A 14,641-nucleotide genomic window follows, 5' to 3' on the forward strand; every position below is an offset into this window, starting at 1 on the left:
GCGCCAGGCTGCGCGGAGACTTGATGAATAAGCTCTATCATACCGTGGTGATTGGTGGTGGCTGCCTCGGCGCGGCATGCGCTTTTTCGGTACAACGCCGGCTGGGCAATAACAGACATAAAGTCGCCATTATCGAGAAAAAAGTTTTGGGTGCCGGTCTGAGCTCCCGGCATAGCGCCATCGTCCGCTCCGCCAATGCTTCGCCGATGGCTGCCAGGATGGCTAAAATGGCCACCCAATATTGGAAAAATCTCAAACCTCTTTGGGGCGTCAACATCCCCTACGAGCAACCGGGCGCTATCTGGATTGCAGAAAATACCCCCGACAGCCGTGCCGAAAGTTGGACGGCGCTGGAGCAAATGCTGCAACAGGAAGGCATAGGCTTTGCGATGCTTGCCCATCGCGACGTGATGGATCTGAGCCGCCAAGCCCTAAAAACCGTGCCGGACGAAATTTACTATTACGAACCGGACGTTTTGCAGTTGGACTCGCCGCAGATATTAAATGCCATGCAAACGGCGGCTAAAAAGAACCGCATTGATGTGCTGGAGCATTGCGAAGTCATAGACTTTGCACATACCAAGCAAGGCATCAGCGCCATCAATACTAGCCAGGGCAAAATTTTTGCCGAACACGTGATCAATGCCGCCGGGGCTTGGAGCGCGGAATTATTTGCCGGTATCGGCTTAAGTATCCCGGTGGCTTTGGAACCGGTGTATGCCGCCAATTTTTTAGTGAGCGCCGATGACATTCCCGAAGGGATGCCCATCATCGCCGACTATGTCAATCAAGCCTATTTTCGGCGCTGGCGTGGCAGTATTTTGCACATGCACCAACCTCGCAGCCGCAGCGCCAAGGATATTGCCCGCTCGTTTAGCCGGGCAGTGATGAATCCGGAGGGCGCCAACGTTATTTATGACGCGCTGAGTTTTAATGTTACCCATCAACAGCTCGATAATTATCTGGGTAAGGTGATTAATCGTTTCCCCAAAATTGGTAAGCCGGTTTATGCCGGCGGCTATCATTCGTTTTTCGATATTACCCCCGATTTGAAGTTTATCCTGGGCCCGGACACCCAGTTGACTAATCTTTACCACTGCTTGGGCGCCGGCCAGGCTTTGAAATATGCACCAATTTTCGGAGAGATCATTGCCGACTTAATTATTGAAGGCCATGTGACGGCAAAGTCTATTGATATTGCAGAATTTTCCATAGACAGGTTTTTGAATAACGATATATCCCAGTATTGGCAGTCCAATGCACTGAAGAAAAACAGCTTGTAAATTCTAGTTATTATTAATAGAGGAGTTAATCCAGAGACGGGCCTTATTTTGCCGATTATTTTTATTGAGTTTTTATATATTTTCAGTTGATTTGTAAATATTCGACAAACCTATTTTTCATGGAATAGTGAGTGAGCGTAAGCTGGTAACTAAATACTCTAAAAGTCGAGTAATTTATTAGCGAACCAAAAATATAGTTTTTATTGATTTAACTATATTAAACATCAATATTAAATAATGGGGGATTTACTCATGAAAACATCAAGTAGTATTTACCGTTTTATCCGCACCTCAATTGCCATCGGCTCAATTGCATTGTTTTTTAATACTGTGACAGTTCAAGCCTCCGACCATGAGTCAGAATGCTTTAATTCAGTGCAAGGCAAAATCCCCTGGAATGACGAGAAAAATATGAATTGGGAGCCCAAAAACGTCAAGCAACTCTGTGCCGGAACGACTAAACCCGCAGAGCCTGGCGCATGCTTTCTAAGCGTACTGGACGGCCGAGTGAACTGGGGCAAGGGTGTCAGTTGGGATTGGCAAAATATTATTAATCTCTGCGCCGGCACCAATAATGCCAAAAACACAGTAGAGTGCTTCCAAAATGCCACAGGAAAAGGTTTGGATTGGCGAGACGCAATATTGTTTTGTCAGCGCGCTGATAAGTAGTGCTTTAATTTACGCTATCAGTGTTGTTTAGCTTTATTATGGGTCTTGAGCTTGTCGGATAATAGTGAGCCGCTAACGCCGACAAGCTCAGTTTGAACTTTAAATTAGAGGGATCACAAAATATATGTGGTACGGGAAGTAAGATAAAAGTCTAAGCGCCTGTCTTGGTTGAGACTTCATTCAATATTTTGTATCTGCTCACGCATCTGTTCGATAAGCACTTTTAAATCGATGGAAATCTGCGTCATTTCCCGGTCAGCGGACTTGGAGCCCAAGGTGTTAGCCTCCCGGTTCATTTCCTGCATTAAAAAATCCAGACGGCGGCCGGTGGGTTCCGGTTGTTTCAAGGTGCGCAGCACTTCGGCGACATGGGTTTCCAAGCGATCCAGTTCTTCGGCCACATCAAGTTTTTGCGCCAGCAACACCAACTCCTGCTCCAAGCGATCAAAATTAGGTTCGGCCACCATCTCCAGCACCCGGCTGGTAAGCTTGCTTCGCAGGTTGTGCAACACATCCGGCATACGTTTGTGGGCCGCTTCGACCAACAAATTAATCTTTTGGCAGCGGTCTTCCAGAAGTTGCGCCAGTTGCGCGCCTTCGCGGGCGCGGGTTTCCAGCATTTTATCCAGCGTTAAGTCCAGCAACTGGACGATTTTTTCGCGTAATGCTTCCTTGTCGGTTTCGGTTTCTTGTTGCACTCCCGGAAACGCCAGCACCTCTAATGCGGAAAACGGCTGCGGATTGCTCATCAACGCTTCGATACCCGCGGTTGCCGTCAGCAACTTTTCGATTATTTCCCGATTGATATTGAAGCTGTTATCGCTGGCTTGCTTTTTGTAACTCAAGGCGCATTCGATTTTGCCGCGCTTCAGTTTGTCGGCAATCAGGCGGCGGGCGTCGGCTTCCACAAAGCGCAGTCGCTCGGGCAACTTGACGCTAAGATCGCTGTAACGATGGTTGACCGAACGTAATTCGCAAAGGATGGTCAGATTGTCGGCGCTTATTTCGCCGTCCGCGAAAGCGGTCATGCTTCTTATCATTTTTCACCTATAATCGTTACGCTTAACCCGCCCAGCTTTGCACATGGCCGAATACTACGATCCAGAAACTTATCCCAAGGAATGGAATTACCTTCAATCGGGAACCATTATAGATCAGTACATGATCGAGCGGGAATTGGCGCATGGTGGCTTTAGCTCGGTGTATCTGGCCAGGCAGTTGGCCGATCAGATTCAGGTAGCGATTAAGGAATATCTACCCCGCAAGCTGGCGCACCGCACCTGGAATAATCTGGTCGTACCCAATAATGAGGAGGCAAAGACACTGTTCATGCGCGGCCGCTCGTTATTCTTTGAAGAAGCCAAAGTGCTGGCGATGCTGAAGCACCACAATATCGTCGATGTGATTAATTTCTTCCAGGCCAACGACACCGTGTATATGGTGATGACTTACGACTATGGCATCACGCTAGACAAAATCCTGCACAAACGTAGCCTGCCGATTAACGAAGACTTCCTGTTGACCGTATTCAAGCTGTTGCTGACCGGCGTGGAAGCGGTGCATCAAAAAGGTCTGGTGCATCTGGACATTAAGCCCGCCAATATTTTGATCCGCAGTGAAAACGACCCCTTGCTGCTGGATTTCGGCGCCATCCGCAAAATCACCCTGGACCCGCAGCGCAATCGTGCCAAGGTGCTGACCAACGGTTATTCGCCTATCGAGCAATACGACAACAATGGCAATCTTGGGCCTTGGTCCGATATTTATGCGGTGGGTGCCAGCATGCGCGCCTGTCTGGATTATAAAATCCCGCAGCCCTCGCCGGATCGCATCAAACAGGACGATTTAGCGCCGGCCGTGAAGGCGCATAAACGGCATTTTCCCGAGTATTTACTGAAAGCCATCGATTGGGCCATGGCGGTTTTTCCGGAGAATAGACCGCAAAGCGTGGCAGAGTTACAGCAGGCTCTCAGTCCTGGCAATAGTTAAAAATCCGCCCGGTAAAGCCAGTATAATGCCGGCAATTTATATACCAGCGAGATGAATATGAGACCAAGCGGACGCAACCCCGATCAACTGCGCGAAATACGCTTCACCTGCAATTACACCAAACATGCCGAAGGCTCGGTGTTAGTGGAGTTCGGCGATACTCGGGTTCTATGCACCGCCAGCGTCGACAACAGCGTCCCGCGCTTCTTGAAGGGTAAGGGCGAAGGCTGGGTCACCGCGGAATACGGCATGTTGCCGCGCTCCACCCACAGCCGGATGGACCGCGAAGCCGGCCGCGGCAAACAAGGCGGCCGCACTCTGGAAATTCAACGTTTGATCGGCCGCTCCTTGCGCGCGGCCATTGACTTAAAAGCCCTGGGTGAAAACACCATCACCATCGATTGCGACGTGATTCAAGCCGACGGCGGCACCCGCACCGCGTCCATCACTGGCGGCTTCGTCGCTTTGTCGATTGCTATCGAACATCTGTTAAAAACCCACAAAATCAAGAAAAACCCGCTGCATGGGCAAGTGGCTTCGGTCTCGGTGGGGATTTACGACGGCGTGCCGGTGTTGGACTTGGATTATGCCGAAGATCATCAAGCCGAAACTGATATGAACGTGGTGATGAACGAAGCCGGCCACTTCATCGAAGTGCAAGGTACCGCCGAAGGTCATGCGTTTAGAAAAGACGAGCTTAACGCGATGCTGGAATTGGCCGAGTTCGGCATCAATCAGCTGCTGGAAAAGCAGCAAGCGGCATTGCGGGAAGCGAAAAAGCCAGCCCCGCTGCGAGTCGTGCTGTAAAAGAAATGAGTTCGATAGTTTTGGCCAGCGGTAATGCCGGCAAGATTCGGGAAATTCAGGCCATCCTGCAAAACGACCAAATCCTGCCGCAATCGCAGTTTAATGTGGTCGAGCCGGAAGAAACCGGCGCGACCTTTATCGAAAACGCCATCATCAAGGCCCGCAACGCTGCGGCGCATTGCAACTTGCCGGCCATTGCCGATGACTCGGGTTTGGCGGTGGATGCGTTGGGCGGCGCGCCTGGCGTGATTTCGGCGCGTTATGCCGGTGTAGGCGCTTCGGACCAAGAGAATCTGGACAAGTTACTGGAAGAAATGCGCGACGTGCCGGACACAGAACGCAGCGCGCGTTTCATCTGCGTGATGGTTTATCTACGTCATGCGTTGGACCCGACGCCCATCATCGCCCAAGGCGTTTGGGAAGGCCGGATTTCGCGGCAAGCAGTGGGTGAAAACGGCTTTGGTTACGATCCGGTGTTCTGGGTTGAGCAGCATCAATGCTCGTCGGCGCAACTGGCCCCGGAATTAAAAAACGCTCTCAGCCATCGCGGCCAAGCTTTGCGGGCGCTTAGTCAACAACTTGCCGGGCTGTGATTCGGCTACAGCAGATAGCCGAACAATTTACCGGCCTCGGCAGCGCACCGCAGATCAGCCCGCTCGGTAACGGCCTGATCAACGACACCTATCTCGTCACCCCAAGCAACGGCAATCGCTTTGTATTGCAAGGCCTGAACGGCAGGGTATTTCCGCAACCGGAACAGGTCATCGCCAATCTGCAACGGTTGAATCGACATATCGGCTCTCAGCATGCCGCCGATGTGCGTCTGCAAATTCCGGCCATGCTGCCCACTGTGGCTGGATCAGCGAGTTATCGGGACGACAGCGGCCAAGTCTGGCGAGCGTTGGAATTGATCGAGCCCGCCGAGAGCCGCGAGTACATCAGCAATCCGGCGGAAGCCAGCCAAGTCGGCTTTGCCCTGGCACACTTTCACAAGCTATGCGCCACCCTGCCCGCCGCTGAGCTGCACGACACCCTGCCGGGCTTCCATATCACGCCAAGCTACTTTGAAACTTATCGGCAACGGCTGGCGCAGCCGTTGCAAGTCACCTGCGATACGGCATTTAACGAATGCCGGGATTTTATCGACCGGATGCAGCAACGAATCCCCGTCCTGGAGCAAGCCAAACAGTGCGGAGAACTGTGCGAACGGGTGATACACGGCGACCCGAAACTGAACAATTTTCTATTCGAACCCGGCAGCGACCGCATCGTCAGCCTGATCGATCTGGACACCGTCAAACCCGGCCTGGTGCATTACGACATTGGCGACTGCCTGCGCTCCTGCTGCCACAACCCCAGCAACAACGAATTCGACCTGGCCCGCTGCCAGACCATACTGGAAAGCTACCTGCAAGAAGCCGGCGAGTTTTTCACCGCCAACGACTACGACTATCTCTACCCGGCCATCTGGCTGATTCCGTTCGAACTGGGCCTACGCTTTTTCAGCGATTACCTGGACGGCAATCAGTACTTCAAGGTAAACGCACCCCGGCAAAACCTGGAAAGGGCGCAGGCGTTATTTGCCTTGTGCGATAGCATCGAGCGGCAAAAAGGGGATTTGCAGCAATTGTTAGCCAAGCGTATAGGCTAATTGCATAACTGCCTTGAGTTTTAAAATTTCTAAGGACGAATTTCCGTCGAAGGCTTGTTGCTAAACAATCAAAGTCACCAGGCCATTTCAATTTGCAACCCGATATAACGGTGCCAGAATTGAGTGGCTAAAGTCAGCGACTTCGAGTCGTCCGTCATGTGGTTGTGACTATTTTATCTCCAGTGTAAGTCATGATTTGGCCGGCGAAGATGCCGTGTCAACATGCTGGTTTAAATTAGGAACTGCATGGTTTGACACTGGAAGTCGATTACCGTGAGCTATCCATTATCTGAGAACAGAGTTATAAAGTTATCTGGCGTTTGCTGCGTATCTGATTGAGTGAAAAAATCAGGCGAGAGCCTCCGCTAAGGTCGAAATTACAAGAGCGCCAGCATTTTTCGGTAAAGCTGAAATGGGTCCCATCCGATTTCAGCGCGAAAAATTTGCTGGCAGTTCATGCCTTCGGCGGCCCCGATTCGTCCGCGTCACCTCGTTTCGACCCAACAAGGGGTTCGATACATTGGCTCTCGCATGACTTGACGCCGTGTCGCGATGCCTTGCAGGTTTTCTCCGCTTCGCTGCGAAAACCTGCCCGGCGCTACGGCTATCGGGGACTAAAAATCTTCACTTCGCTTACGCTCCGTTTCCAAGATTTTCAGCGATCGATCATGAAATCTCCGTGCAACGGACGAAAAAAAAGGACCTTGTGACAGCAACAGCCCCCAACGAGACGTTAACCCGAACCGAGTTGATTGATTCCCAGCTCGCCCGTGCCGGTTGGTCCAAGCAGCGCAAAATGCTGCTTGAAGAAGTGTTATTGCAAGTCGCCACGCCGGACCAACCTTACGGCAAAGATCAATTCGCCGATTACGTCTTGCTCGGCTCCGACGGTAAACCGTTGGCAGTCGTTGAAGCCAAGCGCACTTCGCGTGACGAGTTGGCAGGCAAACGCCAAGCGGCGGACTATGCCGAAGCCATCAAAACCAAAACCGGCGTTGATCCGTTTGTGTTCTTGACCAACGGCAAGGAAATCCAGTTTTGGGATCGAGACCGCTACCCGCCACGTAAGATCGCCGGCTTTTATACCCGCGACGATCTCGAACGTTTAAGGCACCAAAAGCAATATGCCCTGCCGGTGAGTGAAGTGACTATCAATGCCGAGATCGCCGGCCGCGATTATCAAAACGAAGCGATCCGCCGAGTGACCGAAGGCATCGATGCCGCCAAACGTAAATTTTTGTTGGTGATGGCAACCGGGACCGGCAAAACCCGCACCACTATTGCCTTGGTCGATACCCTGTTACGTGCTAAGCGCGTGCAGAAAGTGCTGTTTCTGGCGGATCGGCGTGAACTGGTCCGTCAGGCCATGTCCGAATTCAAAACCCATCTACCCAACGAGAGTTTGAGCCGAATAGAGGGCGGCACGACCTCGGGCGCTCGCATTCAATTCGCCACTTATCCCAGCATGATGCAGGTTTACCAGCGCCTGTCGGTGGGTTGTTACGATCTTATCGTCGCCGACGAAAGCCATCGATCCATCTATCAACGCTATAAGGCCATTTTCGATCATTTTGATGCTATCCAGCTGGGGTTGACCGCCACGCCGACCGATTACATCGACCACAACACCTTCGAACTGTTCGACTGCGGTGACGGCCTGCCGTCCTATTACTACAGCTACGAACAAGCGGTTGCCGATAAAAATCTGGTCAATTACCGGGTATTGGATGCGCAAACCAATTTTCAGCTCCAGGGTATTCAGGGCGATGCGCTGCCCGAGCCGCTGCAACAAATGGCTCGCGACCAAGGCGTCGAACTCGACGAACTCAACTTCGACGGCAGCGACATTGAAAAAGGCGTCATCAACCAAGGCACCAACGATGCCATCGTCCGCGAATTCATGGATAAATGCCGAAAAGATGCGCGCGGTTTGCCGCATAAAACCATAGTCTTCGCCGTCAGCCATGCCCACGCCAAACGCCTGTACGAAAGTTTCAACCGCCTCTATCCGGAGCTACAACGCCAGGGCATGGCGGAAATCATCGACAGCCACATGGAACGCGCCGATGCCACGCTGGACGATTTCAAATACAAAACCTTGCCGCGTGTTGCCATCTCGGTGGACATGCTCGATACCGGCGTCGACGTGCCGGCCATCCAAAATCTGGTGTTCGCCAAGCCGGTATTCAGCCGGGTCAAATTTTAGCAGATGATCGGACGCGGTACCCGGCTCCATATCGACAAAGCCACCGGCCAGGCTAAAAAAGACTTTCTGATCATCGACCATTGGAAAAACTTCGCCTATTTCAAACTCAAGCCGGACGGTGAACTGGACCATCCCAGCGAACCGTTGCCGGTACGTTTATTCCGCCTGCGTTTGGAAAAATGGAGTACCTTGCACGCCCAACAGTTCGATACCCAGTCTGCCATTGAGGAACTGCAAGCCATGTTGGCCGCCTTGCCTCGGCAAAGCATCAACGTGCGGCCGCACTGGGACGAACTGGACCAACTACTCGCGCAGTGGCCGCAACCCGATCATGCTGTCATTGAGCATCTCAGCAAAACCATCGCGCCACTGATGCGCTTGGCACCGCTCTGCGGGCTCGACGAATTGCAATTTCGCGTTTGGTGTGAGCGGCTAACCGTAGCCTGGTTAAAATCAGATGAGGCCGAACAGCTCAGTGTAAAACAGCGTGTTCAAGAGGCCATCGCCAGCTTGGCGGACAATATTCCGGAAGTCCGCAAAGTGCAGGAACAACGCGCCTGGGTTGCGACCGCCGGTTTTTGGGATCATTTGGATTTGGCTCGGCTGAACAATTTGCAAGAGACCTTCGCGCCATTGATGCGTTACCGCACGGCCGCGCCCAAAAACACCGTGGAAATCAACCTGCCGGATGCCATCAGCCAACGCAGTTGGATCATTTACGGCCCCAGCGGCGAAGGCGCCTTCGCAGAAAGCTACCGCGAGCAGGTCGAAGCCTGGGTTAAACGTCTGGCTGACGAACTCCCGGCATTGGACAAACTAAAAAGCGGCGAAAACCTCAGCGACGACGAACTCGACAGCATCGCCGCCACCCTGAATCAAGCCGATTTGTTCGTCACCGAAGACACCCTGCGCAAAGCCTTTTGAGTTGCGCATCTACCGCCGTCAGGTAAAAGCTCAATTGCCCCGTGTGTTCCGGCTTGAAATTACCGGTCTTGAGCTCCACCACCACGTAGCAGCGCAGCTTCAGGTGGTAAAACAACAAGTCGATGAAAAAATCGTCGCCGCCCACTTCCAGATGATACTGCCGACCGACAAAGGCAAAGCCGGCACCCAGTTCGATCAGAAATCGGGTGATGTGTTGGACCAGCGCGTTTTCAATTTCCCGTTCGTCCGCTTCCTGACCAATGCCGAGGAAATCGAATAAATAGGGGTCTTTCAAGGACTCGCGGGCCAAATCCGAATGGGGCTTTGGCAAATTGGCTTCGAAATTGGTGACCGCTTTGCCTTCTCGATCCAGTAAGCGAGTTTCGATGTGGATGTTCAACACATTGCGCGACCAAGCGTATTCGATAGCCCGCTCGGCGTAGCGCTTACGGCTTTCGGCGTCTTTTAGCTTGCTGAGTAACACCAAATTATGGCCCCAGGGCAATCGTCCAACAAGCTGTTGGACAATTTCAGCATCGGGCCAAGCTTCCGCGAAAGCGCGCATGTACATCAAATTGGCTCGCGAAAATCCGAGCACGACCAGCCAACCATCGGCTTATTGTTATGCAAAACCCAAAACCGGATCGTCGCCGAATATGCTTTGCGTGACACCAACAAGCCGATCGGCGTGGCAGAGTATCAGCTTGTTGAATCTCTGCCAGTTGAGCTAACCAAAAATTTGCCGAGCATTGAACAGATTGAGCAGGAGTTGGGTGATTTGCCGTGACGACGTTCAATGTCCATGACGCAACAACTCTGACACATTTTTTACAGCTTTTTGAGAAAGCCGTTCATCAATGCTTGAGCACCAGTGACGGGGCAACCAGGTTAATAGTGTAAGTATGAGGGACAGAGCACCCACATTGGCACTATAACCGTGGCACGAAACGCAACACATCCCCAGCCTTCGCCGACTGCAACGGCAAGGCCACCCCATCCCGCCAAAAATTCTGCTGGTCGCGGTAATGTGCCGATAACGGGTGTCCGGACTGGCCGCCCGGCATGTGGAACAGGGCATTTTCCGGGTGAGAGGGCGACAAGACCAGCCGTTCGCTGGCGCCATGGGCGTTGTCCATGACCTTGACGCAAACGCTGGCGCAGCCGTCGCTGTCGAAGGCCGGCATGTCCAGCACGCCGCTCAACGCAGACGCCACTTTGCTGAACGGGTGGCGTAAATTAACCGGGTGGGTCATGCCCCAGGTCAGTTGATCGGGCTCGACAGCGGGGTATTTCTCGCGCAACGCTTGCACGGTTTGCCGCAATGTCGCCACGATCATGGCCTGCCAATCGTCTTGATAACGCGGGTGCAGCACGCCTTTGGGCCGTTGCGTCAGCAATTGCCGCAGCGGCGTTTCCATTTCCCGCCAGGCGTAACGAAATTGCGGATCCAGTGTTTGGCCAGCGGCGACCACTTTCTCAAACACTGCGCCGGCCAGGCGGGTTCTAAATTCACTCAAGATTGGCGCGCCGATGCTGCCGGTTTTCATGTAGCCGTCCCAGGCGGCGATGGCGTTGCGGGATTTTTGCAAGCTGCCGTCCGCCGCGCTCGGATTGCTCAGAGCATCCAGCGCCAATTGCTGGTAAAATCCCAGAATTTCACTGCGGGTATCCAATTGAATTGCCAGCAAATCCGGCTCCGTCAGGCCGTTGCGAGTTTTCAGCAATTCCTCGATGCGGTGCGCCCGATAGCTCAAGGACCAGTTATGGCCGATCACATAGGGATAATCCCGGCCCAGGGTGCGATTGTTGGCGGTGACGATAAAACCGTCGGCCGGGTCGAACAGGCGCGGCAAATCATCGGGAGGGATAGAGCCGTCCCAAGCAAAGTTGCCGTCGGCCCACGACTGGCTGATCAGGCCGTCGAATCCGCGGCGTTTGGGAAAGCGGCCCATGTAAGTCCAGGCGATATGGCCGTCACGATCAGCAATCACTACGTTCTGCGGCGGACCGCCGAAGCGATTCATCACCGCCACGGCTTGCTGGGTATTGCCGGCTTGGTCCATATCCATCAGGCCCAGGTCCACAAAGTGCGGCTCAAGCGCAGTCCATTTGATCGCCACGGGTTGACCCAGTAAATCTTGATCCGATACCGGCCCCCATTCGCTGTCGCGCAAGGTCAGCGTCACGTCGGGCTCGCCTTTGACGCGAATGGTTTCCTGGTGTTCGGTAAACGCTTGCCAGCCCTGCGGTGTGCGATATTGGCCGGGATGGGCGGGATCAGTTTCCAGGCGGATCAAATCCAGAAAGTCGCCGGTGACATTGGTAAAGCCCCAGGCCACATCATCGTTGCCACCAAGGATTACGGCAGGAGCACCAGGTAAGGTCACGCCGTAAATATGGCGATTGCCATAACTCAGATCGGCGCGGTACCAGATGTTGGGCACATTTAGCGCCAAGTGCATATCGCTGGCGATCATCGCCCGGCCATCGCGGGTTTTGCTGCCGGCAACCACCCAGTTGTTGGACCCGGACACCACATTTTCGGCATCCACTGCTTGGTTAAGCGCCAGCGTTGAATCGGTGCCGGGTAGGCTGGCCAGTGCCTCAAGCGGAATTGACGGATTAAAGCGGCGCGGTAGGTTGCCGCCGACCAATTCCTTGGCGTAGGGATCGGTATCCGGCGTCAAGAAAGTCACCAACTCCTGAGGCAGCGCGCGAGCCATGACGCTGACCATGCGCTCGTCCTGTTCCTGGCCGTTCAGGGTTTGAAACATCGCCAACTCGACGAGGATGCTGTCTTCAGGGCGCCAAGGCTCGGGACGGTGGCGCAGCGCCAGAAATTCCGGCGGTAGAACACGGGCAGTGCCGATGAATTGATTCACGCCGTCGACATAAGCTTGCAGCGTCAAACGCTGAGCCGGGGGCAAATCGGCAACGATGCGTTGCGCGGCGCGATCCATTTGATAAATCCGCTGTTTACGGTCCGCGTCCAGCGCCTTGGCACCAAACAATTCGGCCAGGCGTCCGGCGCTTTTGCGGCGCATCAATTCCATCTGAAACAATCGGTCGCGGGCGTGCAAGTAGCCTAGCACGCGATAAGCGTCTTCCCGCTGGGTTGCTTCGATTTCCGGCACGCCGAACGCATCGCTTTTGACGCGGGCTTGACTGGACAGGCCGGGCAAAACTACTTCGCCATTTTCGGCGGGTAGCGATGCCAGCAACAGCCCTGTTACCAAAGCAATTCCACCGACAATAACACCGGCAATCGACAGGGAGGCAACGCGCATTTTGGACATGGTTGATATAGCCTCGGGGAGATTGGAAAAATTGGCGCGGAGAAAGTCGCCAACTGCCCCGGCTATTATAGGGCTAAGATTTCAAAAGGTGATTGAGCGGATTTTTAGCAAAGCGGAGTTTAGTAATTAGACTCCGCTAGCAAAAATATTCGAAATTCATGCGTCAAAAAATCGGTTTCGGCACGGCGTTTTCCGAAACCGATTAACAACTTTCGATTGGTAGTGGCTTAAAGAAATTGACTTTGCATCAGTGAGCCGACGAAGACACGTCGCAAGAGACGCTAAAGCCCTGGATTTCCACATTAATACCGCGGTCCGGCGCGGCCAGCAGAAAATCCGCGATGGTTTCAATGATGTCTTGATCGATGAACAACGCTTTGGAGCCGTCAATCAGCAATTCGCAGTCATCGGTTACGGCAGATAGATGCTTACGTAGCAAGGCTTTATTCAAGAAGGAGACATCTTTATGTAAGCGCAACAAATAATGATCGCCGTGCTGAGTCAAGGTAATCGCCGCGTGGAAGTTGGCTTTCAAGACGAAGTAGAATCCAGCCGCCATACCAATCGCGATACCCAACAACAGGTCAGTGAATAAAATCGCCACCACGGTAATCGCAAAAGGCGCGAACTGATTCCAGCCCTTGCGATAAAACTCCACGAACAGTGCCGGCTTGGCCAGTTTGTAGCCGGTTTGCAGCAGAATTGCCGCCAAACAGGCTAACGGAATCATATTCAAATATTTCGCAAAAAACAGCACACTGACCAATAACAAAACGCCGTGTAAGAATGACGCGATTCTGGTCTGGCCCCCGGCATTGATATTGGCCGAACTACGTACGATCACGGCGGTAATCGGCAGGCCGCCCATCAAGCCGCTGACCATGTTGCCCAGGCCCTGCGCTTTCAGCTCCCGATTGGTCGGCGCAACCCGTTTGTGCGGGTCCAATTTATCGACCGCCTCTATGCTCAGCAAGGTTTCCAGGCTGGCGATAATCGCAATGGTCACCGCCACGCTGTAAATTTTCGGGTTACTGAAATAACTGAAATCCGGTAGACGCAATTGGTTGATAAAGTTGGCGGCACTGCCCAACTCGGGAAGCGACACCAAGTGCTTTTCGCCAATCATCATTTCCGGGGCAAAACGCACTGCCAGAGCGTTGAAACCGACACCCCAAATAACCGCCAGCAACGGACCGGGAATTAACTTTAAAAGCTTGAACTGCTTGATAAACCCGGAATCCCAGATCACCAAAATCAATAGTGCCACGGCACTGACGATGGTAACGCCGGGGGTAATCGCTTCCAACGCTTCGGACAATTCGAAGAAGCTGGATTCAGCGCTCTCCTGCATATAACTTTCATCGCCTTCGAAGCTGGTATCGTAACCGGTGGCATGCGGCGTTTGCTTGATAATCAAAATCAAGCCAATCGCCGCCAGCATGCCTTTAATCACCGAAGCCGGAAAAAATGCGCCAATTACCCCGGCTTTTAAATAGCCCAGAATTATTTGCAAGCCGCCGGCCAGCACCACGCTCAGTAAAAAACCACCAAAGCCGCCCAAGGTTTCGATGGCTTCGAAGACAATAACCGTCAATCCGGCTGCCGGTCCGGAAACGCTTAATTGCGAGCCGCTGGCCCAGGAAACCAGAATGCCGCCCACCAAGCCGGCGATAATGCCGGAGAACAACGGCGCACCGGAGGCTAGCGCAACCCCCAGGCATAACGGTAAAGCCACCAGAAAGACCACGATACCGGCCGGTAAGTCCTGGTGCAGATGTTTCATATAAGAATTCAATTGCGATGTCATTGGTTTACC

13 protein-coding genes are annotated in these 14,641 nt (G+C 53.2%); 9 read left to right on the forward strand and 4 right to left on the reverse strand.

Translation table 11 applies throughout. The annotated features are described in order from the left end of the window. Positions 1-23: 23 nt before the first annotated feature. Positions 24-1,283 (forward strand): FAD-binding oxidoreductase, encoded by a 1,260-nt coding sequence (locus JWZ98_RS21875; protein ID WP_205452042.1) that lies wholly within the window; start codon positions 24-26, stop codon positions 1,281-1,283. 237 nt (positions 1,284-1,520) lie between these two features. Next, the gene (locus JWZ98_RS21880) at positions 1,521-1,952 is read left to right on the forward strand and encodes a hypothetical protein (protein WP_240348132.1); all 432 of its coding nucleotides are present in this window, start codon (positions 1,521-1,523) and stop codon (positions 1,950-1,952) included. A gap of 176 nt (positions 1,953-2,128) precedes the next feature. Here JWZ98_RS21880 and JWZ98_RS21885 read toward each other — a convergent pair whose 3' ends face one another. Continuing rightward, on the reverse strand, positions 2,129-2,980 hold the full coding sequence (locus JWZ98_RS21885; RefSeq protein WP_026602767.1) for a YicC/YloC family endoribonuclease: 852 nt from the start codon (positions 2,978-2,980) through the stop codon (positions 2,129-2,131). Positions 2,981-3,035: 55 nt separating this feature from the next. Between JWZ98_RS21885 and JWZ98_RS21890 the strand changes: the two genes are divergently transcribed. The 6 genes from JWZ98_RS21890 to JWZ98_RS21915 all read left to right on the forward strand — a co-directional run bounded on the left by JWZ98_RS21890 (position 3,036) and on the right by JWZ98_RS21915 (position 9,529). Beyond that, positions 3,036-3,941, forward strand: coding sequence for a serine/threonine-protein kinase (locus JWZ98_RS21890; protein WP_020484023.1), 906 nt, complete (start codon positions 3,036-3,038; stop codon positions 3,939-3,941). A gap of 57 nt (positions 3,942-3,998) precedes the next feature. Beyond that, on the forward strand, positions 3,999-4,748 hold the full coding sequence (gene rph / locus JWZ98_RS21895; RefSeq protein WP_205454518.1) for a ribonuclease PH: 750 nt from the start codon (positions 3,999-4,001) through the stop codon (positions 4,746-4,748). 5 nt (positions 4,749-4,753) lie between these two features. Next, the gene (rdgB, locus tag JWZ98_RS21900) at positions 4,754-5,341 is read left to right on the forward strand and encodes an RdgB/HAM1 family non-canonical purine NTP pyrophosphatase (RefSeq protein WP_205452051.1); all 588 of its coding nucleotides are present in this window, start codon (positions 4,754-4,756) and stop codon (positions 5,339-5,341) included. Continuing rightward, positions 5,338-6,399 carry an aminoglycoside phosphotransferase family protein gene (locus JWZ98_RS21905; protein WP_205452063.1) on the forward strand — a complete coding sequence of 354 codons (1,062 nt, stop codon included), beginning with the start codon at positions 5,338-5,340 and terminating at the stop codon, positions 6,397-6,399. The genes rdgB and JWZ98_RS21905 overlap by 4 nt, the downstream gene beginning before the upstream one ends. 706 nt (positions 6,400-7,105) lie before the next feature. Further along, complete coding sequence (locus JWZ98_RS21910) at positions 7,106-8,605, forward strand: DEAD/DEAH box helicase family protein (protein WP_205452066.1); 1,500 nt, start codon at positions 7,106-7,108, stop codon at positions 8,603-8,605. Positions 8,606-8,608: 3 nt separating this feature from the next. After that, entirely contained in the window at positions 8,609-9,529 is a 921-nt protein-coding gene (locus JWZ98_RS21915; protein ID WP_205452068.1) for a type I restriction-modification enzyme R subunit C-terminal domain-containing protein, read from the forward strand. On the opposite strand, the gene JWZ98_RS21920 is transcribed toward JWZ98_RS21915, so the two are convergent. Continuing rightward, positions 9,498-10,100 (reverse strand): PDDEXK nuclease domain-containing protein, encoded by a 603-nt coding sequence (locus JWZ98_RS21920; RefSeq protein ID WP_346015183.1) that lies wholly within the window; start codon positions 10,098-10,100, stop codon positions 9,498-9,500. The genes JWZ98_RS21915 and JWZ98_RS21920 overlap by 32 nt on opposite strands. Here JWZ98_RS21920 and JWZ98_RS21925 point away from each other — a divergent pair. Then, entirely contained in the window at positions 10,020-10,316 is a 297-nt protein-coding gene (locus tag JWZ98_RS21925) for a PDDEXK nuclease domain-containing protein (protein ID WP_205452099.1), read from the forward strand. The two genes, JWZ98_RS21920 and JWZ98_RS21925, sit on opposite strands and share 81 nt — an antisense overlap. A gap of 142 nt (positions 10,317-10,458) precedes the next feature. On the opposite strand, the gene JWZ98_RS21930 is transcribed toward JWZ98_RS21925, so the two are convergent. Continuing rightward, positions 10,459-12,825, reverse strand: coding sequence for a penicillin acylase family protein (locus tag JWZ98_RS21930; RefSeq protein WP_240348135.1), 2,367 nt, complete (start codon positions 12,823-12,825; stop codon positions 10,459-10,461). A 247-nt stretch (positions 12,826-13,072) separates the two neighbouring features. Next, positions 13,073-14,632, reverse strand: coding sequence for a SulP family inorganic anion transporter (locus tag JWZ98_RS21935; protein WP_101053743.1), 1,560 nt, complete (start codon positions 14,630-14,632; stop codon positions 13,073-13,075). Positions 14,633-14,641: the final 9 nt, after the last annotated feature.

The organism is Methylomonas sp. EFPC1, assembly GCF_016925515.1.
Lineage (GTDB): Bacteria > Pseudomonadota > Gammaproteobacteria > Methylococcales > Methylomonadaceae > Methylomonas > Methylomonas defluvii.